This window comes from Planomonospora algeriensis (assembly GCF_977012225.1).
Genome location: NZ_CDRNDK010000017.1, coordinates 12271 through 35051, shown reverse-complemented (window position 1 = coordinate 35051; position 22781 = coordinate 12271). Strand labels below are relative to the sequence as shown.

The window sequence follows — 22781 nt, the reverse complement described above, 5'->3', positions numbered from 1 at the left end:
GTCACCGACCTGACCGCCGATCAAGCCTCGGCCGCGCAGATCGCCCACTACGTCCGCGCTCACTGGAAGGCCATCGAGAACGGCATCCATCACGTCCGAGACGTCACCTTCGGAGAAGACGCTCATCAGGCGCGGACCGGCACCATCCCCCGCGCCCTGGCCGCCTTCCGCAACCTCGCCATCGGTGCTCTGCGTCACGCGGGCTACGTCAACCTCGCCTACGCCCGACGCCACCACATCTACGGTCACCAGCGCATCCTCGACCTGTTCCGAGTCGGGCATAGCGCATCAAGCTGATCAATTCACAAACTCGCCGGGGCCCTGCCTGAACAATCTGGGGATGCGGGTTGGCGGGACGCTTTGCGTTCTTAATAGAAAATATGACCAAATCGGGCGAAACCAGGCGTGTAATAAGTCGAGCAAAGTCGAGTGGATCGTCTCTTCCAGGCCTTCCCCCGTGATGAGGGAAAACGAGTACCGGCGCTTTGAGGTCCCACTCGTTATCTCGGATATGGTCAAGGGCTATACGGTCCATATCGGCAGCGAGGAGTGCGGCCGGCCGCTTGTCCAAGTGCACACGAATGACAACAGAGACAGTGTTCGTACTGAGGCGGCCGAAAGACGAAGTGCGCTTGGGTCCAGTACCTGCCATGAGAATACTTGGGTGGCAGATCTCCAGCCGAGCGCGCCCACAGGTAAGCGTCCTGTCAATTTCAGTGTGGATGAGCTGATGACCACCCAGCCCACCCTTACGCTGCCGAGTCCAGACAGCATATAGAAGCCGTTCCCAGACCTTAGTCTCTTTCTCGCTGTCGACGTTAAACCATACGGTTCCAATCGTTCTCGCAGGGTCAAGAAGAAGAGTCGGACCACCACCAGCATGATCCTTATCGGAGTGCGAGAAGATCAAGTGCTCGATGTGGTCACATTTAATACTCTCTAGTTCGTCGATAACCATCGTTCCCGGTTCTGCATCGATGACCGCGCATTGCTTACCGTCTCGCACCAAAGCCGAGTTACCGTGGCCGACATCAAGGATGGTGATTTCAAGCGGGTCATCGCTTGTGGACTGAGTAACATTCGGAGTTATCGCCGGGGTAGTCACGCCTGCAGCCATCCTTCGGGCAATGCGGGGGCAAGGACGATGTCGCGAAAGAAGAGCTCGGAAGCATCTCGAGCATAGCAATTAACATCGGCTTCCAGCCATCTTCCTGCTAACTGGTCAGCAGCTAGTCCAGTCGCATCTAAGATAGGCTGCAGAGGCATCCAAACCGAAGTCTCGATACGCCACCCAACGACGATTACCTTAGCCTTCGGCGCCTCGTTTTGGGCATGCACCTCAAGTACTTCGATCGGAGTGGTGAAGGCCCTCCGCTCCCGTACCACCATCCCGGAAAGCTCATCGATGGTGAAGCTTAGAGCGTCAAGGACACTTTCAGACATCTCGCTCTTATCGACGACGGCAGGAATGCCTTCGCGCCATCGCAGTATAGATCCTGTCTGATCGGTCTGAACATGACTACTGATCAGAACCGCCGGGATTGGTTGCGGTGCGCGATTAGCCTTGCAGACAAGCTCAGCACCAGTGAAAGGAACAGCTGATCGACCACTCAGCATATGGTCACAGACGAGTGCATCGAAGTGACCGCTGAGTTGGGCAAGAAAAGCCTCAGCATTCTGAGACGGGTCGAAATCGGAGATAGTTACTGTCTGGTAACCAGCATCCTGCAGCGGATACGTCCAGCTCCGAGCATCACGCGGGTCGTCATCGACCACTACAACTGACGCGCCGGGAGATAGCGTCAATGTGCTCATGCTGCACCTTCCCCGTCAAGCGTTGGAAGCCAGATGATAATTCGCGCGCCACCAAGTTCACCGTTACCCTTTGCTTCCTGAATTCCGCCCAAGTCCGCGACGATGTCGCGAACGATGGTTAGACCAAGACCTGTCCCGTTGTCCCGAGTGGTCTTACCAGGAAGCCAAATAGATTCGATAGGAATCCTACGTATTCCCGGCCCCGTATCATCGACGCAAATAGTTACACCGGGCCGATTATTACGATCTCTGGGACGGGTGCGAATGCGAATCACGCGGTCGCCAGGAGGAGCGTCTTGCCGAGTGAAGGCATGAGCAGCATTTGCCAACAGGTTAGAAAGGATTGATTGAAGGTCCGCGATAGTTGTACGGACTTTAGCGCCTGGCGCATCGAGATCGAATTCGATTCGAATATCCCTCTCATCCAGATAGCGAGAAAGAAGAGCTGTGATCACCTCACAAGCCGAGTCAATTTCAACGTCGACAACATCCCGCTTTCTTTTTTCGAGCAGCCTCAATGGTAGTTGGGCGAAAGTCTCCAACGTCTCGGCGCTTTCCGATGCACTATCTACTGGTTCTCGAAAAGAGCGTTCGTATTCTTCGTTAGTGATGCGGGATTGGATTCTTCTTCGGACAGTACCGAGATCAGTTATGATCCGCTTGGCTGGCTTTAGGGCTTCGTGCGCAAAAACAGACGTGCTGGTTCCCACACTGGCCAAAGTCCGATAAAGGAGCAGATCTTCGCGGAGTGCTCGGTTTTCCTCGCTCAGCGTATCCATGAGCTCCGAGGCTGTCTCAACGATCGAGTCAACCAAAGCCGGATCGCTTGCGTCGAGCGGTAGCATATCGGAGTCACTTGGCTTAATTGCTTCTATTAGATTCTGAAATTTCTCCTCTGCAACCCTCACTCTATTCTCGGCCTTCTTTGAGGCTCCTACACGTCTTTGTTCTCGCTGAGTTAGACGTTGGGTGGCAGCCCAATCCAGGGCGCATGTTGCAAAATTTCTAAGTTCATCAAATGCGAGATTATCCAAAAAGCCACTGCGGTCAGTCTTCGGCCGCAGTAGATTATCTGGGTCATCGACGATAAGGCGCCCTACAGAGTTGTTCGTAGATGGACGTAGTTCTGGAGAGACTGCACGTTTCAGGTTCATGTTCAGCCAGTCAGTCGTAGGATCGCCATACGGTTGAACGCGGAGGCCACGGTGATATAGATGGACGCCGCCAACCGAAGCCAACCAATCTTTTAGACTCGATGTGGCTTGTCCTACGCGCCGAACTTCTTTGGATGCCCCGGGATTAAGGTTGAACATCCACAGCTCAAAAAGAGCCTCAGGTGCATCGAACTTCGCTACTGGCACAGGCTTGCGGTTCCGACTAGGGCGAACTAGCGCTACGTCACTATGATTTCCCGAAAACTCCTCCTCACCTCGCCAATTGAAGAGGGAAGCTGAAACCTGGCCCTCGGAATCAAGCTTAGCGACTAGCCGATATTCATACCATTCAGTGAGAGGTTGGTCGAAGATGTTCAACAACGAACGAAATTCCGGTGCATCGCACTCGATGCGGAAGGCAGTAGTTTCGGGGAACGGGCCACTCAGCAGGAGCAAGGAGCGCGCCAGGCGTCTGGCATTGGTTTCCTCGATAGCTTGCCGCAGTCCCGTGACAACAATCTCTGTACCGTTGGGCCGGCTCGACTTGCGGCTGCTGATGGTGAGCGGTACGTCCTCGACGGCTTCTGAAGAGTCGATCAGGTCCCAGTCAATGCTGAGCATGTGCTCAACCCCTGGTTCTTCTACCGACCGGGTGCTGATTTCGACCTGACGACCTAGCCTCAGCGCGGCAACCCTTCCTAAGCCCTTCTCCCCGACCTTGCGCCGCCCATCCTTTGTGTGGGTCGAGGAAGACTTTCCAGACCTGCCAATGAGGAGGAACCCAGAGGCGAGTTGCTCAGCGGTCATCCCGTCTCCATCGTCGCGGACGACCAGCTTGCCGCCAACGGCCCCTGCCCCGCTCAGCTCGAGTGTGCACTTCGTAGCGTCGGCATCGTAGGCGTTCCTGACAAGCTCCATGATCCCAAGGTCCGCGTGGGGGACCAGTTCCTCACCTAGACGGATCAGCACCTCGGGCGCGAAGCGGAGCCGGTGCGCCATATGATTCCCTTTCCGAGTCCGAACGAAGGGCAAGACAGGATCTCGCACGTACCGGGCGACCATCGTAACGTGGAGGCCTGCTCTAGGGCAGCGCGTCTGGTCGCTTTTTGGGTCGGATTCCTGCAGAATGGCCGTGACATGCGCTGCGCTAGTGAGTACGGCTCGAGATGACGAGGTCATGGTGGGTTCTGCGGGATACGAGCGGTACGTCCGAGACCTCTCATCCCTCGCGAACGATGTCGGGCGGGGCTCATGGGAGGTGATCGCACAGGACGTCCATGCGGCGCTCAACGGACAAGCGTCAAGCATGTTGCGCAACCTCGTACCACTCGAGTTCAGACGGCAAGCGGGCGCCTACTTCACCGGCGGCAAGGCCCGAGACCGGTTTGGTGACATACTCAAGTCACAGTCGATCCCCAACAGTAGGACTGTCTTCTGGGACCCAACCTGCGGAGCAGGTGACCTGCTTCTTGCAGCGAGCGAGCATCTGCCATTACGGGGCACTTTTGGCAAAACGTTGCAAGTTTGGGCAAATCGCCTTTATGGCCACGATACTCAAGCTGAGTTCGTTGCGGCAGCTCGTCTGAGGTTGTTTCTCGCTGCCGCAGCCCTGCATCGGCAGCGAGGCGACAAGATCGCGCTTTCGGCTGAGACAGCAACTCGACTGTTCAAGCATGTCCAGGTCGGCAATGGGCTGGAAGCCCTGCGAGTATCGGGTGGCTTCCGTGGCCACCTGTTGCTCAACCCACCTTTTGGCTTTGTTCCAGCCGAGCAGGATTGCCGGTGGGCTTCGGGGCTTACTTCTCAAGCCGGGATATTCCTGCTGGAAGCGGCGCAAACACTATCGGCGGGCGGCCGGCTGACCGCCATTCTGCCTGATGTTCTGCGCAGCGGAAGCCGGTTTCACGCTTGGAGAAAGCAAGTCGAGAAACTCATTACTGCGGAACTAATATCTCCATTTGGCCAGTTCGATGATCACACTGATATCGATGTGTTCTTGCTCCATGGTCGTCGCAATACGGCAACAGTAGACGTCATTTCGCAGGCTCCTTGGTGGTCTGATCTGACCGCAGAAACTCGTCTCGGTGAACTTTTCGACATTCGGGTTGGCCCCGTAGTCGACAACCGAGACCCGCACGAGGGACCCGAGGTCCCTTACTTGACCGCACGCGGGATGCCCCCTTCCGGCACAATGTTCGAGCCTTCACGTCGCCGACATTTTCCAGGCAAGCTTCTCTCTCCTCCCTTCGTTGCTGTTCGTCGGACGTCACGGCCAGGTGAAGCTGCCGGATCGAGAGCGACTGGCGTCCTGGTGGCTGGCAGTTCCCCTATCGCTGTTGACAACCACGTGATCACTCTGAAAATCAAACCAGGAACAGATGTCAGCTATCCACGGCTGCTCGATATTCTCAGCTCTCTCGAGGTTTCGGACTGGCTGGACCATCGAATCCGATGCCGTCACCTCACTGTCGGAGTGCTCAAGTCTTTGCCTTGGCGCTCGCCGTGAGGTCGCCTCGCCTACGCAGCCGAGCTGTACTAGGTGGATTAGTAGGTGTGCCAGTGAGCCGCTTGGAGCGGGGATAACAGGTACTACGTTCCTCAGGTATGTAGACGAACAGTCACGGCGTGGACAATTTACCGGCCCGCTCGGGTGTTGTGCGCTGACGAGATACCCAAGTCATCCGGTGGCAAGCCGACCCGAAGCGCAGGGCCGCCAGGCCCGAGCATCGGAAGCGGCGCGGCAGCCATTACAGACGGTTCATCCAGATGGTTGGAGAGCTTTCTACCGGTTCGGGACGTGTGATCGGTGGACATCGGCGCGTGGGCGGCGCCGGTCGCGACCGGCCGAAGAGCCGCAGCGCGGCCGGTGACCGCCCAACGCGCGGCGGGCCGCCGGGGGCGGACCGCCTTGAAATCGAGAAGATAAGTTACGTTCGATCTTGGGCAGGGTGCCGATCAGTCCGTGTGAACTGCTGGTTTGGTGCTGGCCCAGACTCGTTCGAAGCTGTCGAGGTAGGTCACTGCGGCGTTGTCGGTCTCGGTGCGGGTCAGGTAGATGACCGGCGCCTCGGGGGCTCGGGTGCCGTAGGTGTGGAGGTTGACCAAGAGGCCGTCGTCGGCGCGGTAGATCGAGTTGTAGAGCACTGTGCGGTGTAGCCGGACTTCGATGCCTTCGACGTTCTGGAGGGGGCGGTAGAGGGCCAGGGCGTTGCGGACGCGGGCGGCCATGACGTCGGCGCCAATGCCCTCTTCGACTCCTCGGGTTGCTACCTGCGGGCTGTCGGGGTCACCCAGGATGATGCGGACCCGGGTGCCTGCGCGGGCTCGCTCGGTGAGGATGCGCAACAGTCCGGCGTCCTCGGCCAGGAACAGGCCGCTGTAGACGAGAATGCCGATCTCCTTCTCCGCCGCCTGGAAGAAGCCGCGCCAGGTCTCGGCCGGTACGGCCCAGCGGTGCGGATAGACCGCCTTGATCTCCCCAGGGAACATCCGCCGGCCTTCAGCCTGCTCGGGCCAGAGCTCGCCCTCGTCCACGCCGAGGAGGTCGGCGACCGCCAGGCGGTGGCGGGGGTAGGGGATCCGGCCGCTGATCCAGCGGGCGACGGTCTTGGGGTCCACCGTCAGGCGGGCGGCGATGTCGATGGGTTGCAATCGCGCTCGGATGAGCGCGTGACGGAGGTTCTCGTTCATGAGGGGGCGCACCTTCCGCAGCAGGGCCGGTGCCTGCGACGGTAACACGAGACGTCCCTAGACGTCCCTAAGTCGTGGTGGGGAAGTCCCGCCCCTCGAACGAAGCTCATCGGCACGGACCACCTGCGTATCGGGTCCGCCCTCCACCGATGGGAGTCCCCATGAGTGCCGTGAAAGCCAACCAGCGGGCCTATCAGGTCGATCTGCTCACCGCGCTGCGCAACGAGCTGGTGGACCGGGAGGTCATCGCGGTTCTGATCATCGATGACAAGGACCGGCCGTGCCTGGACGTCACCGACAGCGCCTTCCGCGCCCGCCGGGTCTACATCCACCTGCCGTTCCAGTGGTTCTACTGGGGCGACCAGCACGACGAGCGGGTCTCCTGCCTCAAGCTGTTCCCCGCGGCCGACCGGATCGCCGAAGCGGCACGGGCCGGCTGGCGCGAGGGCGAACAGGGAGAGCTCGGCCTCGACCTCAGCCGGATCATCAACGCCTACCGCTCCTGACCGATGCCCGAACACGAGAGCAGGTGGCTGACCGGCGGGCGGGTCTACCGGCAACTCGCCGACCGGCTCCGCGCCCAGATCACCGCGGGCACCTACCCGCCGGGAAGCGCTCTGCCCTCTGAGACGGCCCTGAGTGCGCAGTTCTGCGTGGCCCGTACCACCGCCCGCCGGGGCCTGGCCGTCCTGGAGAACGAAGGGCTGATCGTCACCCTGCCGGGCAAGGGCCGCGTGGTGGCCGGCGACGGACACGCCGCGGCGGCGTACCGCTACCAGGCGATCGCCCGGGACCTGCGCGAACAGATCCACGCCGGGACGCTGGCCGCCGGGACGGTGCTGCCGAGTGAGCATGTGCTGCGCCGTCGGCACGGGGCTTCCCGCAACACCGTCCGCCGTGCCCTGGCCGATCTGGAGCGGGAAGGGCTGATCACCACCGAGCACGGTAAGGGCCGGTTCGTCCGGCCTGATCGGGATTGAGACGTCTCAGGACGTCCCTGGCCGGACCCTGGAAGTCCCCCGGGGTCCGGCATTTATCGTGAACCGCATGGGACAAGCTGAATGGGCCCGTGAGCTGGCCAGAACCATCCTGGAAGAGCCGTTGCCGCGCCGCTGGGCGCACTCGCAGGGCGTGGCCGCGAAGGCCGAATCGCTGGCGCCGGTCCTCGGGGAAGAGGCAGACCTGCTGATCGCCTCGGCCTGGCTGCACGACATCGGCTACGCGCCCGACCTCATCGACACCGGGTTCCATCCGCTCGACGGTGCGCGCTACCTGCGTGACGTGATCAAGGCCGATGACCGGCTGTGCCGCCTGGTCGCGCACCACACCTGCGCGGTCAACGAAGCGCGCAACCGCGACCTCTTCGACGCGCTCACGAGCGAGTTCGACCAGGAGCGCCCCGAGCTGGTCGAGGCGCTGACCTACTGCGACATGACCACCAGCCCGGACGGCGTGCCCCTCGACGTCACCGAGCGCCTGGCCGAGATCCACTCTCGCTACGGCCCCGAACATCTCGTCTCACGATCGATCACGGCATCAACGCCCTGCATCCTGGCGGCGGTCAAGGCGGTCGAGTCTGCGCTCGCAGCACGGCAGAGCAGGACCGCGTAACCCCTCCTACGGAGTTCCTGGGTACTCCCACAACTGGCTGTTCACGAGGTCCCAGAAGGAACGGCAGCGCACGGCCCCGGGCAGCCAGGGCGCGAGATACCAGGCCTCCCACTCGCCGTCCGGGGTTGTGATGTGCGGGTTGAGGAGGTACGTGCCGTCGTCGTGTTCGCCGATCTGGAGGGTGTCCGGTACGTACTCCCACCGGAGATGGACCGTGTCCTGGTCCTCTCCGTAGACGAAGTAATCCTCATCGGATGCGCGCAAGTCCTCGTCCGGGTCCGACCCCATGTCAGCCAGGTGCGGGTCCAGGTCACGGAGCCAGCCGATCTTTTCGATCGGCAGCAACGGGCCGCAGGCGAGGCCGTCCCCGTCCCAACCGTTGGTGACCCGGAGGAACTCCCGGTAACTCGGCGGCAGACGGACACCGAGACGCTGCTCGTGCTGCACGATCTCGGATTCAGCGGCCCCAGGCGAACCCAGCCAGCTTCCAGGGGCAGGGGGTTCGGGAGCATCCCAAGACGCACGCTCGACGGCCATCGGGCCCACGCGCCGCAGAAGGTCGAGCCATGGATACCGCGTGTCATCGGGGACAGGGAGGGCGCTCATGGGACCTACCGTACGGCAGCGTGATCAAGGAGCTCAGCCGATGTACGGTGCCGTCCGGCTGGTCCACGAAGGAGAAACGCATGGACGAGGAGGAGCTCCTCCACCGGTACGGCCTGCACCCGGACGGGCACGCCCTCGACGAGATACGTGAACTGCTGACCGCCCAGACCGCCGGGGAGCGCCGGAAGCAGGGAGCGGGTGATACCGAGCTGATGAGGCTCTGCTGCGTCCAGTTGTTCAACGCCGGGGCGCTCGACGACGTCTTGCTCATCTGGCAGGCCAAGACGGCGAGCATGGACGCCGATTGCTCGATCGATATCCGGCTTCTGTGTGGAGCGGGGCTGGCGGAAACGAAGACGTTCCTCGCAGGCCGTCCCTCGGAGGACGCGAAGGCAGTCCTGGACCGGTTGCTCATGTGTGCGGCCGCCGGGGACTTCGACGGGTTCTCCGTCGCGGAGTACTCAGCGATCTGCACGAACTACTACGCCGATGACGGAGACTGACGCGCGGACCGCTGTGCCGGTGACAGCAGTCTTCCCACGGGACCGAACGATTCGCAGCCGTATCCGGGCGGTGGTTCACCCGATGTAGGGCGCCGTCTGGCCGGCCAGGAAGTGGCCGATCCGCAAGCGCATTGACCGGTCCATCGTCAGCGTCTCGACCTCCTGGTGCGGCACCCATCGCACTTCGCGGGACTCGTCGCTCGGCGTCGGCTCGCCTCCGACGGCGCGGCCCGTGAGCACGATGGAGAACTCCTGCCGGGCCTCGCCGTCGGAGGTGTAGAGGATGACGTGCTTCGGATCGGTGTAGGTGCCGACGATCCCGGTGATCTCGCACCGGACGCCGGTCTCCTCCAGCGTCTCCCGGATCGCTGCCTCGGGCAGGGACTCGCCCAGATCGATCGCGCCGCCGGGCACGGCCCAGTTGTCGTTGTCGCTGCGGCGGATCATCAGGATCTCGCCCGCGTCGTTGGTGACCACGACGTTGACCGACGGCACGAGGCTGTTGGGCGCGGGTGCGGCGGGGTCGTCGTAGAAGTCGATGCGGCGGGCCATGATCAGGAGTCTATGGGGGCGGCGTTGGCCCAGACGGCTTCGAAACTGCCGGTGTAGGTGGAGACCATGTCGCCGCCGGCCACCTTGCGTAGATGGAAGACGGGTGCGTTGGCGGCGGGCTGGCCGTACACGTGGGTGTTGACGAGAAGCTGATCGTCTCCGCGGTAGATGGAGTTGTAGAGCACCGTGCGGTGAAGCCGGATCTCGACGCCCTCGACCTGCCGGAGCGGTCGGTACAGCACCATCACGTTGCGGATCTTGGCGGCCATGCCGTCGTCGATGCCCTCGTCCTCGCCGCGCTGGGCGACCTCGGCGCAGTCGGGATCGCCGAGCAGGATGCGCACACGCGCTCCGGCCTTGGCCTTGTCGGCGAACAGGCGCACGATGCCGGAGTCCTCGGCCACGAACAGGCCGCTGTAGACGAGCACGCCGATCTCCTGCTTGGCCGCCGAGAACAGACGTCCCCAGGCGTCCCGGGGGACGGCCCAGCGGTGCGGGTAGACCGTGACGATCTCGCTCTCCGACACGGCCGCGGCCTGCTCGGGCGTCAGCGCCTCCGGCCACAGGTACGCCTCGTCCATCCGCAGGAACGAAGCCACTGCATAACGGTGCTTTCGGTACGGCGTGCGATCTTTAGTGATCCACCGCTCCACCGTTTTCGGGTCGACCTGAATTGACTCGGCTAACTCGGCCACCGTCGCCCCTCGTTCCAGAAGGGCCGCGCGCAGTCGCTCGTTCGGCATTTCACCTGACCAGGGGGGACGTCCAGGGACCTGGCAATCGTAGACCGGACGTCCTGAACATGTCCCGTCCTGTAGTGATCTCGTCCCGCCCTTTCACCGGATTCTCGTGTCACACCGCACCACACGGAATCGGCGAAAGGAGAACAAGCCATGATCGACCTGACATTCCCGCTGGACGACGGACCGGTCTGCATCTGCGGCGCGGCCCTGGAGGAGGGGCAGACGCTCTGCCGCAAGTGCCACGCGCTGGCGCGCTGGCTGCGCCGTACGGCCAGGCGGCGCAAGGCGGGCAGACGGCGCGGCGAGACCCGTCGGCCGGCCGGTCGCCCGCAGGACTTCGCCGAGGCGGGAGTGATCTGGACGTGACCGCGATCCCGCTGATCATCGGCCTCGTGCTCGGGGCGGCCGTGTTCGTCGGCTACGTGCTCGTCATGGTCGGCATGCGCCAGGAGGACCGGCGCATGCACCTGGCCGCGACGCCTCCGAGCCGCGCGGCGGGCCTGGCTCGCCGGGTGACCGGCTGCCACGTCCGGGGCGAGAGCACTACCTACGGTCGGACAGCTCCGCTTCGACCTTCGCGAGTCGCTCCGACAACTCGCGCAGCGTGAGGCGGATCTCGGTGATCTCGTCGGCGGGCGGCGGGGCCGGCGCGGCGTCCTCGCGGACGAACACGCCCTTGCCCTGCTGGCCGACGACCAGGCCCTCGTTCCTCAGGATGCCGACGGCCATCTTCACCACGCTCAGCGAGGCGCCGTACCGCTCGGCCAACTGGGCGGTGGACGGCAGCGGGGCACCGAGCGCGAGAGCACCGCCACGGATCTGCTCCCGCAGATCGTCGGCGATCTGCAAGTAGCCGGGCCGCCCGGTGTGCTTGACCATCCGTCCCTCTTCCGCCGCGTCGTCTGTCCGAAGTTTCGAACAACACGTCTTCCCTAGTTCAGCACAGCCGCGGAACCAAGCCAACCTTGAGAACATTGACAACCCAGCCAACTAGGTTAACTATGTTGACCACGACGAATAAGGAGGTCACCCGCCATGCGCAACATCCCGATCCCGGTCGACACGACCAAGCTGCAGTTCGTCTGCGTCGCCGCACCCCGCCCGCGGCTGCTCAACAAGGACACCGGCGAGATCAAGACCGACAAGAACGGCACCCCCCTCTACGAGGTCGCCCTGTCGGCCATCAACGGCGCCGGCCGCATCGAGCTGATCCGCGTCAACACCTCCGGAGAGCCGCCCGTCACCCTCGGCATGCCCGTGCACCCGGTCGACCTGGTCGGCTTCGTGTGGGAGCAGACCCGCAACGGCGAAGTGCGGTGGGGCATCAGCTACCGGGCCGCCTCGATCGTCCCGGCGGAGGTGAGCGCCCTTGCGTGATGACCTGCTGCTGAGACTCCTCGACGTCTTCGTGGTCCTGGCCGTTGCGGTGGCCGGCCTGTGGGCCTGGCGGCGCTGGCACTACCGGTCCTTCTGGCTGGTGGTCGGCTATCCGCTCATGGCCGTCAGCGTCCGCGCCACCTGGCGCAAGGTCGCCCTTGGCTGCGGCCTGACCAAGAAGCGTCACCGCTGGTGGTTCACCCTGGTCCCCAACGCGGTCGCCTCCACCGGCATGGTCAAGGTCCGTCGCCGCTTCCAGCGCATCGCGGTCGACACCAAGCCGTGGATGTGGTTGCCCCGGCCCACCCGGTACGGCTGGCAGGTGACGGTCCACCTGCTGGAGGGCCAGATCCCGGAGGACTACGCCCAGGCAGCGGAACGGCTCGCGCACTCCTGGCGGGTGCACGCCGTCCGGGTCTCCTCGCCCCGGCCCGGCCGGGTCGTGCTGGCCGCGACCATGCGGGATCCGCTGGTGCGGGTCGATGAGATTCCGCCTTCGTCGGAGCTGCTGAAGGTCACCGTGGGGCGGCTGGAGACCGGCAAGCCGTGGGAGATCGACTTCCGCACCGTGCCGCACTGGCTCAACGCCGGGGCGACGCAGTCCGGGAAGTCGAACCTCGCCAACGCGCTCATCGTCGGGCTGGCTCCGCAGCCGGTCGCGCTGGTCGGCTTCGACCTCAAGGGCGGCGTGGAGTTCACCCCGTACGCACCCCGGCTGTCGGCGCTGGCCACATCCCGGACCGAATGCGTCGGGCTGCTGGATGACCTCGTGAGTCTGATGGCCGACCGGATGGGCCTGTGCCGCCAAGCCGGGGCGCGCAATATCTGGCAGCTTCCGCCCGGCGTGCGGCCGGTGCCGGTCGTGGTCCTGGTCGACGAGCTGGCCGAGCTGTACCTGATGGCCGACAAGAGCGAGAAAGACGAGATCGCCAAGACCTCCACCGCGCTGCTGCGGGTCGCGCAGCTCGGGCGGGCCTTCGGCATCTACCTGTTCTGCTGCGGCCAGCGCATCGGCTCCGACCTCGGCCCCGGCGTCACCGCGCTGCGCGCCCAGTGCTCCGGGCGGATCTGTCACCGGGTCAACGACCCGGAGACCGCGACCATGACCCTCGGTGACCTCGACCCGGCTGCCCTGGTCTCCGCCCGCGCGATCCCCGCCGAGACGCCCGGGGTGGCGATCGTGGCCGGCCAGGACGGCCAGTGGTACCGGGCGCGCTCCTTCTACGTCTCCGAGCACGCGGCCGAACACGCCGCCCGCATGTACGCCGACCTCACCCCCGCGTGGGAGGAGATCACCTCCGGCACCCGCGGCGCACAGATCACCGAGGCCGACCTGAACGAACTCATCGACGCCTGAACCGCCGAACCGACCTGACCTGATCAGAAAGGGGGGACACGATGCGACGCCTTGCCTGCTGGCTGCTCGACTCCGGGCCGGTCCTCGTCCTGGCCGCCATCGCGGGTGCCGGATCGTTCACCCACATCCACGACACCGCCAGCGAGCACGGGCAGACGGGTTGGATGGCCTGGGCCGTGGCCGTCTGCGTCGACCTGACCTGTGTCATGGCCGCCCGCGAGCGCCAGCGCGACGCCACAACCGGCCGCCAGCGCTCCGGGCCGGTCTCCTGGCCGACACTGGTGCTGGCCGGCGGGGTCGTGCTGTCCCTGGCCGCCAACCTCCACCAGGCCGAACCCTCAGTGTGGGGCTGGCTGGTCGCCGCCACGCCCGCCGGGGCGTTCCTCATCGCGGTCTCGATGCTGGAACGCCGCGCCGCCGTCTCCCGTCCCGCCCCGGCCCCGGTGACGGTCACCGCCTCGGCCGCACCCGTCCCGACGTCACCGATGCCCGAGCTCACCCCGGCCGATCCAGACGACTCCGAGTCCGCGGCCGGCCCGTCCCCGGCCCTGGTCACCTTCGCCCGCCGTGTCGCCGACGAACACCACACCCAGCACGGCGCACCCATCACGCCCGAGCTGCTGCGCGCCCGCCTGGGCGTCTCCGACCAGCTCGCCGCCGACCTGCTGCGCACCCTGCACGCCGTACCGCAGACCGTCCGATGAGAAAGGAGACACCCGCGATGACCGACACCGACCACCGACCCGCCGTGATCGAGGGCCTGCGCGATCTGGCCGCCTTCCTGGAGGCCAATCCTGCCGTCCCTGTCCCGCCCCACGGCGTGACCGTCCTGCACTTCCCCGCCCGGGGCACCGACGCCGAGATGATCGCCGAGATCGACCGGATCGCCGCGCTCCTCGGCACCGCACCTGACCTCGACGACATGGCACACGGCCACCACAAGGCGCGCCTGACCTTCGGCCCGGTCAGCTATGAGGCACTCGCGATCCTGGCCGCCCCGCGCGCCCGCTATGCGGCCCTGGCCAGCTACTCCGGCTGCGTCGTCCCGGATGCCGCCGATGTCACCTGAGATCAGCGAAGAGACGACCGTCCCGTCCGACCGTCGACCGCTTGCGCCTCAGCGCTGGCGCTGCTGCGACTGCGGCGGCACCGGTCTCGACTCCCTCGGCGGCACCTGCCGCCTGTGCGACGGCCTCGGCTTCGGCTGAGCCGTCGGCGCCCCCGGCCTGGCCGTACATCCGCCAAGACGCCTGCCAGGTCGGGGGCCGTCCCCTTCCACCCAACGAGTGAAAGGAGGTCTCCATCTTGCCCGCACCCGCGCTCAACCCGCACGCGATCCGCGGCATGATCACCCGCCTGCACGATCCCGACTACGCCCGATGGGCGGCCCAGATCCGCGCCACCGGCGGTTGCCGACAGCCGATCCACCTGCGCGGCAAGGTCGACCACATCGACCGGGCCACCGGCGAACTGCTCCACCGCTACACCACCCGCACCGAACCGGGCGGCGTTCTTCGCGTCCCGTGCAAGACCCGCCGCGCCTCGCGCTGCCCGGCCTGCGCCGAGGTCTACCGCGCCGACACCTACCAACTGATCCGCGCGGGCCTGACCGGCGGCAAGGGCGTCCCCGAGACCGTCGCCGCTCACCCGTGCCTGTTCGTCACCCTCACCGCCCCGTCCTTCGGAACCGTCCACACCCGCCGAGAGAAGAACGGCAAGGTCCTGCCCTGCCACGCCCGGCGCGACGCCGAGACGTGCCCGCACGGGCGCGTCATGTCCTGCACCGCCCGCCACTCGGCCGATGACTCCCGGCTCGGCGAACCGCTCTGCCCGGACTGCTACGACTACGCGGGCTCGGTCCTGTTCAACGCCCTCGCCTCCCAGCTCTGGCGGTACTTCACCGACGCCCTGCGCCGCCGCGTCGCCAAGCTCAACGGTCTGACCTTGCGGGAGCTCCGGGGACGGCTCACGATCGCCTTCGCCAAGGTCGCCGAGTACCAGCGGCGCGGCGTCGTCCACTTCCACGCCGTGATCCGCCTCGACGGCCCCGACGGTCCTACCTCCCCTCCTCCGGCCTGGGCCACGGCCGATGCCCTGGCAGACGCCGTACGGCACGCCGCCTCGGTCGTCTCCGTGCCCGTCCCGGCCGTCGCCGACGAGCCCGCCCGGGTGCTGCGCTGGGGCGCTCAGCTCGACATCCGCCCGATCACCATGGGCGGGGAGCTGACCGAACAGGCGGTGGCCGGCTACATCGCCAAGTACGCCACCAAGGCCGCCGAGTGCGTCGGCACCCTGGACCGGCGCATCAGCCCTCTCGACGACCTGGCGGCCCTGCCCCTGCGCGAGCACGCCCGTCGGCTCATCGCCGAGTGCTTCCGCCTGGGCGTCCTCGACGGCCTGGCGGACCTGCGGCTGACCCAGTGGGCGCACATGCTCGGCTTCCGCGGCCACTTCTCCACCCGCTCCCGGCACTACTCCACGACCCTCGGGGACATCCGCGCCGACCGGGAGACCTTCGTCCGCGAGAACGAGATCAGCACCGGGCGGCTGCCCCTCTTCGATGAGGACTCCGTGCTCGTCGTCGCCGAATGGGAGTACGCGGGCAAGGGCCTGACCCCCGGTGACGCCCTCCTCGCCGCCGCGCTGACCGGGATCCCGTTGCCCGGTCCGGCCGACGCCTCCGGGGGCGGCTCATGACACCGCTCCTGCTCACCGTTCCCGAAGCCGCCGCCGCGCTGGCGATCTCCCGGAGCAAGCTCTATCAGCTCATCGCCTCCGGCGCGGTCGTCTCGATCCGCGTCGACGGCTCCCGGCGGGTCCCCGTCTCTGCCCTTCACGACTACATCGCCCGCCTGACCGCCCAGGAGAGTGCGGCATGACGAAGACGCTCGTCGGCACTCCCGACCCTGACGACAAGCCGCGCAAGAAGGCGCGCCCAAGCTCCGTGACGGGGTCATGAAGCGCGGGACCACCTGGTCCTACGTGATCCGGGTTAAGGACCCCGAGACCGGCGAGAGCAAACCCCGCTGGGTGGGCGGCTTCGCCACCGAGGACGACGCCAAGGCCGCCCGTGACGAGGCTCGGGTGAGCGCCCGGCGGGGTGAGTACATCGACCGGAACGCGGTCACGGTCGCCGAATACCTCGCCGAGTGGATCGAGGGCCACGCCATCGAAATCAAGCCGCGCACGCTCAACGGCTACCGGGTGATGATCCGGCTCTACATCACGCCCCAGATCGGCAAGCTACGGCTCCAGGCGCTTCGCCCGGCGACCCTCACGAAGTTCTACCGGGAGTTGTTGGCAGGAGGCGGGCGGAAGGGCCGTCCACTCTCCCCCAACACCGTCAAGCACGTTCACACGGTGCTCCGTAAGGCTCTCGGCGACGCGGTCACCGTTGACGAGATCCTTCCGAGCAACCCGGCCGCCCGTGCGAAGCTTCCCCGCGTCCACGCGGTAGAGGCCGGGCTCGTATGGACACCCGCCCAGCTCCGGGGGTTCCTCGACGTGGCCGGCGAGCATCGCCTGTCGGCGTTCTTCCGGTTGGCCGCCTACACGGGCGCTCGCCGCGGAGAGCTGCTCAACCTGCGATGGTCAGAGGTCGACCTGGACGCGCCGCAGATCCGGATCACGGGGACGACCGCCGTGATCGGGGGTGAGCGGGTGGAGGGCACGACCAAGAGCGGCCGGTCCCGCGTGGTGAGCATCGACGCCGGGACGGCTGAGATCCTCCAGCGACACCGTGAGCAGCAGCAGACCGACCGCGAGAAGCTGGGCCAGAGCTGGAAGGGGACGGACGACTACGTGTTCACCACCGGCTGGGGTGAGCCGGTCTATCCCGACACGGTGAGTTCGCTGATGCCCAAGCTGATCAAGGCGCACAACGACGCGCAACCGGAGACGCCGCTTCCTCCCGCCCGGCTCCACGATCTCCGCCACATCCACGCGACCACGCTCCTGCTGGCGGGCGTCCCGGTTCACGTCGTGGCGGCCCGGCTCGGCCACGCCGATCCGGCGATCACGCTCCGGGTCTACGCCCATGTGATCCACGAGCAGGCGGCGACGGCCGCCGACGTCTTCGCTGACGCCGTAAAGCGTTTGGATTAGCCCTGTCCACCTACTGAAGGCTCTCCTTTACCAGGGGAGCCTTCAGCCATGTCCGAGGCTTCCGCATCAGGCCATGCGGCGATGATCTCAATTCCAATGACCTTGCCGCTATCGTCGAGGTCCAGATTCACCATCGCGTCCACGGTGACCGTCTCCGCCACACCACCCGGCGGGATCGGACCGTGAAGGTAGACGTACGCGGCCTCGGCTTCAGGATCGTAGGTCCATGTGCCGGGATGCTCCTCCAGCATCAACAAATCTCCTCTAGCGAGAACGGCCGATATCTCCTAACGATCTACCGTTGTTAGCAGAGGCGTTAGCAAGATCGCGATATCACCCCGGCAAGCAGAAGGCCCCTGACGGCGTATCGCCTGTTCAGGGGCCTTTCTCTTACGAGCCGACGAGGGGAATCGAACCCCTGACCTTCTGTTTACAAGACAGATGCTCTGCCGATTGAGCTACGTCGGCATGGTCGCCTGACGAGTGTAGTCGGCCTGAGCCCCTGACGTCACTGAGGAAGGGATGCGAACCGCGGGCGGAATCTACCGCTTGCGGTGGCGGGCCACCTCGTACAGGGCGATGCCGGCGGCGACGCCCGCGTTGAGGGACTCGGCCGCGCCGCTCATGGGGATGCGGACGACCAGGTCGCAGGCCTCCCGGACCAGGCGGGACAGGCCCTTGCCCTCCGAGCCGACGACCACGACCAGGGGACCGTCGAGCAGGTTGGCGTCGCCGACGTCGACCGTGCCCTCGCCGTCCAGGCCGATCACGAACAGACCCGCCTCGCGGTAGTCCCGCAGGGTCGCGGTGAGGTTGGCGGCGCGGGCCACGGTCATGTTGGCCAGCGTGCCCGCCGAGGTCTTCCACGCTCCGGCGGTCACTCCCGCCGAGCGGCGGGAGGGCACGACCAGGCCGTGGGCGCCGAAGGCGGTGGCCGAACGGGCGATGGCGCCGAGGTTGCGCGGGTCGGTGACGCTGTCGAGGGCCACGATCAGCGGCACCTCGGCGGCGTCCTGGGCCGCGTGGACCAGGTCCTCGGGGTGGGCGTACTCGTAAGCGGGGATCTGCAGGGCCACGCCCTGGTGCACGCCGCCCTCGGTCAGCCGGTCCAGCTTCTCCCGGCCGGCCTCCAGCATCGGGATGCCCCGGTCGGCGGCGATCCGCACCGACTCCTTGACCCGGTCGTCGTTGTCGATGCGCTGCGCGATGTAGAGCGCGCTCGCGGGCACTCCCGCCCGGAGCGCCTCCAGGACCGGGTTGCGGCCGCCGATGTACTCCGGCGCGTCCTCGCTGCGCCGGGTGCGGGCCGGGGCGGGACGCTGCGAGGAGGACCTGCCGGTCTTCTCCTCGCGCTCGATCCGCTCCGTGCGCGCCTTGTCCTTGTACCAGTGCCGCATGTGCGCCGGCGGGGTCGCGCCCCTGCCCTCCAGGCCACGGCGGACGTTGCCGCCCGTGCCCTTGGTCGGACTCTTCTTCTTCGCGGGTCGCCCGGACCCTCTACCCCCACCAGCCATGGTCCCTAGCGTACGGCCTGCCCCACCGAGCCCGCGCCGCCCACCGACCGCCGAAGCGCCCTCAGAGACGGCGCGGAGACGGCAAGCAGACGGCGCGGAGACCGCACGGAGGAGACACGGAGACGGTCCAGGGGCCGGGTCCCGCTCCCAGGACCCCGCCCCGGGATCACGTCACGGACGCGTCCGGGTCCTACCGCAACAGCTCCCAGCGAGGGCCCTGCGGGGTGTCCTCCACGGCGACGCCCGCCTGGGCCAGCCCGTCGCGGATGGCGTCGGCCGCGGCGAAGTCCTTGCGGACGCGGGCCGCCTGCCGCTGCTCCAGCGCCACGGCGACCAGGGCGTCCACGGTCGCGCGCAGGCCGGAGTCGCCGCCCGAGGAGCGCCACTGCTCCGAGCGCGGGTCGAGGCCGAGCACGTCGAGCATGTTCTGCGTCTCGGCCAGCAGCCGGGCCACCTGCTCCTTGTTCCCGTTCGCCAGGGCCACGTTGCCCTCCCTGACCACCTCGTGCACCACGGCCAGCGCCTGCGGCGTGCCCAGGTCGTCGTCGAGCGCGTCGGTGAACGCCTGGGGCAGCGGGGCGTCGGCGTCCACGTCGTGGATCACCTCGGCGGCGCGGGTGACGAAGCCCTCGATGCGCTGGTAGGCCGCGGCGGCCTCGAACAGCGCCTCCTCGGAGTAGTCGATCGCCGAGCGGTAGTGCGGCGCGGCCAGGTAGTAGCGGAGCTCGACCGGCCGGACCTTCTTGGTGATGTCAGGGATCAGCAGGGAGTTCCCGAGCGATTTGCTCATCTTCTCCGCGCCGATCTTGAGCATGCCGTTGTGCATCCAGTAGCGGGCGAAGCCGTCCCCCGCGGCCTGTGACTGGGTCAGCTCGTTCTCGTGGTGCGGGAAGATCAGGTCGACGCCGCCGCCGTGGATGTCGAAGGTCCCCCCGAGGTACTTCGTGGCCATCGCCGAGCACTCGAGGTGCCAGCCGGGACGGCCCCGGCCCCACGGGGTCGGCCAGGTCGGCTCGCCGGGCTTCTCCCCCTTCCACAGGGCGAAGTCGCGCGGGTCGCGCTTACAGGAGTCGGTGTCGGTGTCACCGGCCGCCCGCATGTTCTCCAGCCTCTGGTTGGAGAGCGAGCCGTACCGGTCGGCGTAGGAGACCACGTCGAAGTAGACGTCCCCGTCGGCGGCGTAGGCGTGGCCCGCGGCGATCAGCCGCTCCATGAGCTCGATCATCTCGGGGACATGGCCGGTGGCGCGCGGCTCGACGGTCGGCGGCAGGCAGCCGAGCACCTGGTAGGCCCAGGTGAAGGCGCGCTGGTTGCGTTCGGCGACCACGAACCAGGGCACGCCCTCCTCGGCGGCGACCCGGATGATCTTGTCGTCGATGTCCGTGACGTTCCGGCAGAAGGTGACGTCGTATCCGGACCGGGTCATCCAGCGGCGGAGCACGTCGAAGTTGACGCCGGACCGGATGTGGCCGATGTGCGGTGGGGCCTGCACGGTGGCGCCACACAGGTAGATCGACGCCCGGCCGGCTCCACCGGAACGAATTCGCGGACCGTGCGTGTGCTGGTGTCGTAAAGGCGCAGGCTCACGAGAAAAGGCTAACGCCTTCCTCCACCCGGCAGGCCGGGTTACGCGACGTTGAAATCACGGCCGCGCCGACCCTCTCGGTGCGATTCGGGACATCCGGCCTCCGCGGACCAGGAAGAACACGGTTCGGCCTGCTCCGAAGGCCTGGGGTGCGACGGCATGATCGCGGTAGGGTCGAAGGGCCATGGACGTGAAATCCCCCGCGGCGGCAGGTCCCCTCTCCCGCCCGTCCTCTGCCCTGTCCGCCGCTCCGGCCTCCCCCGGCCGGGCCGCCGTAGCCCTGCGCCACGCGGGCGTCGCGCTCACCGGGATCGGCGTCGCCGCGCTGACCGGTACGGCGTGCGTGCTGTCCTTCGAGACCCTGCGCGCCCTGGCCGTCACCGGAGGGGCCCGCGCCGACCTGGCCTACCTCTACCCGGCGGGTTTCGACGCGCTCCTGGTCATCGCCATGATCGGTGTGCTGCTGCTGCGCGGCGCCCGCTGGCCGACCCGCCTGCAGGCCGGGTCCGCCCTGGTCCTGCTGCTCGCCGCCGTGGTCGCCGCCGAGGTGGTCAGGGCCGTCGGAGCGACATTGGACGTACGGCGGGCGGCCATCGTGGTCGCCGTCGCGCCCTGGGTGATGCTGGCCGTGGCCCTGTGGCTCTGGCTCGTATTGATCAAGCACGCCCACGTACGGCGGGCCGCCCTGGACGACCGGCGGGCGGGCCCGGAACGGGAGCACGACATCGTGCCGTTCCCCGAGACCGAACCGGAGGCCGCGGACCGTCCTTCCCGCCCGGTCCAGCATCCCGCGGTGGAGACCGCACTCGACCCGCAGGCCGCCCCGCCCCTGGAGTCCGCGCCTCTGGACCCGGTTCCGCTCCACGACCTGTCCACCGAGCCCGTGGTCGGACCCACGCCCGCACCGGAGACGCCGGAGGTGGACGAACTGCCCGGGCCGGGCCCCGTGGAGGACCGCCGGGAAGGTGAGCGCGGCGGAGACCGAGGCCGTGCGGCGGATCCGGAGCGTCCGGAGGAGGAGCCCGCGGACGCTCCCGGGGGATCTTCCCCGGCGCCCGGACCGGAGACGACCGCCCCTGCGGCTCCGGAGCCGGCTCCCGTCACCCGGGACAAGCCGGTGCGCTGGGGCGACCTGGTCCGTCCGCATCCGGGCGACCTGCTCGTGCACCCTCCCCGGACCGCCGTACAGGACCCGGAACGCGGCACCGTACGGGATCCGGAACGCGGTGCCGTACGGGACCGGGGAGCCGAGGGCGGCCGGGCCGGAGAGCGCGTGGAGACCTGGACCGCCGTGCCGCACGAGGAAGCCCTGTCGCATGAGACGGGGGACCCCGATGCGGGTCTCCGGCCGGAGGCGTCCTCCACGACGGCCGGCGGTCCCGCCGACCGCGATGCCGACACCCAGCCGATGCGCGTGATGGACGGCGGTTCCTCAGACCCCGATCCTGATCCTGACCTCGATCCTGACCTCGATCCTGACCTCGATCCCGACCCTGATCCGGCGCACGGCGCCGAGGCCGCCGACCCTCAGGAGGACGAGATCGCGGCGCCGCCCTCGGGCCGCATGCGCAGCACCCCCGTCCCTCCGGAGGGATGAACCGCCTCGACCGGCGGTTCCGAGGCCGGCTCCGGGGCCCTTGGAGGGAGCCGGCCTCGAAGACGACCGAGACCCGCCCGGCGCGCCCTGTGGGCGCCGGGCGGGTCACTGCGCGGGTCTCTGCGCGGGTCACTGCGCGGGTCACTGCGCGGAGCCAGGACATCGAGCCTGCCGCCGCGAGCGTCTCCGGAGCGGACGGTGCCCGCCCGGACGACGGCCGGGTCACCGGGAAGGTGCACTCGGCTGTCAGACCCTGGAGCGGCGGAGCCCCGCGACCAGGCCGACACCGACGACGGCCAGGACGACCTGCATGACGAGCTCGATCCAGTCGATGCCGTCGGTGGTGGCGACGCCCAGCGACTGGGCGATCGCGGTACCGATCAGTGCGGCGACGATACCGACGACAATGGTCAGGACCCATCCGATCGCCTGACGGCCAGGAAGCAGGAGACGACCGATTGCGCCGATGACGGCGCCGATGACGATGGCCCCGAGAATGGATGCGATAGTCATAATCAACCTCCCCGTGAGGGTGAGACCTTCACTCTCACGGAAAGAGGGCTACCCCGTACT

At 66.8% G+C, this 22781-nt stretch carries 26 protein-coding genes, 1 tRNA gene and 2 pseudogenes; 16 read left to right on the top strand and 13 right to left on the bottom strand.

Annotated features, from left to right (window positions below; genetic code table 11):
* Positions 1–297: pseudogene (locus ACWJ6R_RS03750) on the top strand (ISAs1 family transposase); the annotation flags it as partial.
* Here ACWJ6R_RS03750 and ACWJ6R_RS03745 read toward each other — a convergent pair.
* Genes ACWJ6R_RS03745 through ACWJ6R_RS03735 form a run of 3 tightly spaced genes read right to left on the bottom strand, consistent with a single transcriptional unit; the run spans position 209 to position 3887 of the window.
* Positions 209–1117, bottom strand: coding sequence for a ComEC/Rec2 family competence protein (locus tag ACWJ6R_RS03745; protein ID WP_449060837.1), 909 nt, complete (start codon positions 1115–1117; stop codon positions 209–211). The pseudogene ACWJ6R_RS03750 and the gene ACWJ6R_RS03745 sit on opposite strands and share 89 nt — an antisense overlap.
* Positions 1102–1815 carry a hypothetical protein gene (locus ACWJ6R_RS03740; RefSeq protein ID WP_449060836.1) on the bottom strand — a complete coding sequence of 238 codons (714 nt, stop codon included), beginning with the start codon at positions 1813–1815 and terminating at the stop codon, positions 1102–1104. Before ACWJ6R_RS03740 ends, ACWJ6R_RS03745 begins: the two co-directional genes overlap by 16 nt.
* Positions 1812–3887, bottom strand: a complete 2076-nt coding sequence (locus ACWJ6R_RS03735) for a sensor histidine kinase (protein WP_449060835.1) — start codon at positions 3885–3887, stop codon at positions 1812–1814. Before ACWJ6R_RS03735 ends, ACWJ6R_RS03740 begins: the two co-directional genes overlap by 4 nt.
* Before the next feature lie 340 nt (positions 3888–4227).
* On the opposite strand from ACWJ6R_RS03735, the gene ACWJ6R_RS03730 reads away from it, so the two are divergent.
* Complete coding sequence (locus ACWJ6R_RS03730) at positions 4228–5475, top strand: hypothetical protein (protein ID WP_449060834.1); 1248 nt, start codon at positions 4228–4230, stop codon at positions 5473–5475.
* 449 nt (positions 5476–5924) lie between these two features.
* On the opposite strand, the gene ACWJ6R_RS03725 is transcribed toward ACWJ6R_RS03730, so the two are convergent.
* On the bottom strand, positions 5925–6659 hold the full coding sequence (locus tag ACWJ6R_RS03725) for an XRE family transcriptional regulator (protein WP_449060833.1): 735 nt from the start codon (positions 6657–6659) through the stop codon (positions 5925–5927).
* Between the two features lie 161 nt (positions 6660–6820).
* Here ACWJ6R_RS03725 and ACWJ6R_RS03720 point away from each other — a divergent pair, with 161 nt between their 5' ends.
* From ACWJ6R_RS03720 to ACWJ6R_RS03710, 3 genes are all read left to right on the top strand, one after another.
* Positions 6821–7165, top strand: coding sequence for a hypothetical protein (locus tag ACWJ6R_RS03720; RefSeq protein WP_449060832.1), 345 nt, complete (start codon positions 6821–6823; stop codon positions 7163–7165).
* Between the two features lie 3 nt (positions 7166–7168).
* On the top strand, positions 7169–7639 hold the full coding sequence (locus tag ACWJ6R_RS03715) for a GntR family transcriptional regulator (protein ID WP_449060831.1): 471 nt from the start codon (positions 7169–7171) through the stop codon (positions 7637–7639).
* 67 nt (positions 7640–7706) lie between these two features.
* Positions 7707–8270 (top strand): HD domain-containing protein, encoded by a 564-nt coding sequence (locus ACWJ6R_RS03710; protein ID WP_449060830.1) that lies wholly within the window; start codon positions 7707–7709, stop codon positions 8268–8270.
* A gap of 6 nt (positions 8271–8276) precedes the next feature.
* On the opposite strand, the gene ACWJ6R_RS03705 is transcribed toward ACWJ6R_RS03710, so the two are convergent.
* A complete protein-coding gene (locus tag ACWJ6R_RS03705) occupies positions 8277–8717 on the bottom strand; it encodes an SMI1/KNR4 family protein (RefSeq protein ID WP_449060829.1) in 441 nt (146 codons plus the stop codon).
* A 239-nt stretch (positions 8718–8956) separates the two neighbouring features.
* On the opposite strand from ACWJ6R_RS03705, the gene ACWJ6R_RS03700 reads away from it, so the two are divergent.
* Positions 8957–9379 carry a hypothetical protein gene (locus ACWJ6R_RS03700; RefSeq protein ID WP_449060828.1) on the top strand — a complete coding sequence of 141 codons (423 nt, stop codon included), beginning with the start codon at positions 8957–8959 and terminating at the stop codon, positions 9377–9379.
* Between the two features lie 75 nt (positions 9380–9454).
* On the opposite strand, the gene ACWJ6R_RS03695 is transcribed toward ACWJ6R_RS03700, so the two are convergent.
* Both ACWJ6R_RS03695 and ACWJ6R_RS03690 read right to left on the bottom strand, forming a co-directional pair.
* Complete coding sequence (locus tag ACWJ6R_RS03695; protein ID WP_449060827.1) at positions 9455–9931, bottom strand: NUDIX hydrolase; 477 nt, start codon at positions 9929–9931, stop codon at positions 9455–9457.
* A 2-nt stretch (positions 9932–9933) separates the two neighbouring features.
* Positions 9934–10674, bottom strand: coding sequence for an XRE family transcriptional regulator (locus tag ACWJ6R_RS03690; protein ID WP_449060826.1), 741 nt, complete (start codon positions 10672–10674; stop codon positions 9934–9936).
* Positions 10675–10824: 150 nt separating this feature from the next.
* Between ACWJ6R_RS03690 and ACWJ6R_RS03685 the strand changes: the two genes are divergently transcribed.
* Positions 10825–11040, top strand: coding sequence for a hypothetical protein (locus tag ACWJ6R_RS03685; protein WP_449060825.1), 216 nt, complete (start codon positions 10825–10827; stop codon positions 11038–11040).
* Between the two features lie 177 nt (positions 11041–11217).
* Here the strand turns inward: ACWJ6R_RS03685 and ACWJ6R_RS03680 are convergent, their stop codons facing one another.
* On the bottom strand, positions 11218–11553 hold the full coding sequence (locus tag ACWJ6R_RS03680) for a GntR family transcriptional regulator (RefSeq protein ID WP_449060824.1): 336 nt from the start codon (positions 11551–11553) through the stop codon (positions 11218–11220).
* Between the two features lie 156 nt (positions 11554–11709).
* Between ACWJ6R_RS03680 and ACWJ6R_RS03675 the strand changes: the two genes are divergently transcribed.
* The 8 genes from ACWJ6R_RS03675 to ACWJ6R_RS03640 all read left to right on the top strand — a co-directional run bounded on the left by ACWJ6R_RS03675 (position 11710) and on the right by ACWJ6R_RS03640 (position 17512).
* Positions 11710–12051, top strand: a complete 342-nt coding sequence (locus tag ACWJ6R_RS03675) for an SCO3933 family regulatory protein (protein ID WP_449060823.1) — start codon at positions 11710–11712, stop codon at positions 12049–12051.
* Positions 12044–13408 carry an FtsK/SpoIIIE domain-containing protein gene (locus ACWJ6R_RS03670; protein ID WP_449060822.1) on the top strand — a complete coding sequence of 455 codons (1365 nt, stop codon included), beginning with the start codon at positions 12044–12046 and terminating at the stop codon, positions 13406–13408. Before ACWJ6R_RS03675 ends, ACWJ6R_RS03670 begins: the two co-directional genes overlap by 8 nt.
* Positions 13409–13449: 41 nt before the next feature.
* On the top strand, positions 13450–14112 hold the full coding sequence (locus ACWJ6R_RS03665) for a DUF2637 domain-containing protein (protein ID WP_449060821.1): 663 nt from the start codon (positions 13450–13452) through the stop codon (positions 14110–14112).
* A 17-nt stretch (positions 14113–14129) separates the two neighbouring features.
* A complete protein-coding gene (locus ACWJ6R_RS03660; protein WP_449060820.1) occupies positions 14130–14477 on the top strand; it encodes a hypothetical protein in 348 nt (115 codons plus the stop codon).
* On the top strand, positions 14467–14616 hold the full coding sequence (locus ACWJ6R_RS03655; RefSeq protein WP_449060819.1) for a hypothetical protein: 150 nt from the start codon (positions 14467–14469) through the stop codon (positions 14614–14616). The genes ACWJ6R_RS03660 and ACWJ6R_RS03655 overlap by 11 nt, the downstream gene beginning before the upstream one ends.
* Positions 14617–14752: 136 nt before the next feature.
* The gene (locus ACWJ6R_RS03650; protein ID WP_449060840.1) at positions 14753–16105 is read left to right on the top strand and encodes a replication initiator; all 1353 of its coding nucleotides are present in this window, start codon (positions 14753–14755) and stop codon (positions 16103–16105) included.
* Positions 16102–16287, top strand: a complete 186-nt coding sequence (locus ACWJ6R_RS03645; protein WP_449060818.1) for a helix-turn-helix domain-containing protein — start codon at positions 16102–16104, stop codon at positions 16285–16287. Before ACWJ6R_RS03650 ends, ACWJ6R_RS03645 begins: the two co-directional genes overlap by 4 nt.
* A gap of 76 nt (positions 16288–16363) precedes the next feature.
* The gene (locus ACWJ6R_RS03640) at positions 16364–17512 is read left to right on the top strand and encodes a tyrosine-type recombinase/integrase (protein WP_449060817.1); all 1149 of its coding nucleotides are present in this window, start codon (positions 16364–16366) and stop codon (positions 17510–17512) included.
* Here ACWJ6R_RS03640 and ACWJ6R_RS03635 read toward each other — a convergent pair.
* From ACWJ6R_RS03635 to cysS, 4 genes and pseudogenes are all read right to left on the bottom strand, one after another.
* The gene (locus ACWJ6R_RS03635) at positions 17509–17763 is read right to left on the bottom strand and encodes a DUF2283 domain-containing protein (protein ID WP_449060816.1); all 255 of its coding nucleotides are present in this window, start codon (positions 17761–17763) and stop codon (positions 17509–17511) included. The two genes, ACWJ6R_RS03640 and ACWJ6R_RS03635, sit on opposite strands and share 4 nt — an antisense overlap.
* A gap of 144 nt (positions 17764–17907) precedes the next feature.
* Positions 17908–17980: transfer RNA gene (locus ACWJ6R_RS03630), tRNA-Thr, on the bottom strand.
* A 74-nt stretch (positions 17981–18054) separates the two neighbouring features.
* Entirely contained in the window at positions 18055–19026 is a 972-nt protein-coding gene (rlmB, locus tag ACWJ6R_RS03625) for a 23S rRNA (guanosine(2251)-2'-O)-methyltransferase RlmB (protein ID WP_449060815.1), read from the bottom strand.
* A gap of 190 nt (positions 19027–19216) precedes the next feature.
* Positions 19217–20613, bottom strand: a pseudogene (gene cysS / locus ACWJ6R_RS03620) (cysteine--tRNA ligase).
* 182 nt (positions 20614–20795) lie between these two features.
* On the opposite strand from cysS, the gene ACWJ6R_RS03615 reads away from it, so the two are divergent.
* A complete protein-coding gene (locus tag ACWJ6R_RS03615) occupies positions 20796–22208 on the top strand; it encodes a DUF2637 domain-containing protein (protein WP_449060814.1) in 1413 nt (470 codons plus the stop codon).
* 246 nt (positions 22209–22454) lie between these two features.
* Here the strand turns inward: ACWJ6R_RS03615 and ACWJ6R_RS03610 are convergent, their stop codons facing one another.
* Complete coding sequence (locus tag ACWJ6R_RS03610) at positions 22455–22721, bottom strand: GlsB/YeaQ/YmgE family stress response membrane protein (protein WP_068896465.1); 267 nt, start codon at positions 22719–22721, stop codon at positions 22455–22457.
* Positions 22722–22781 lie beyond the last annotated feature (60 nt).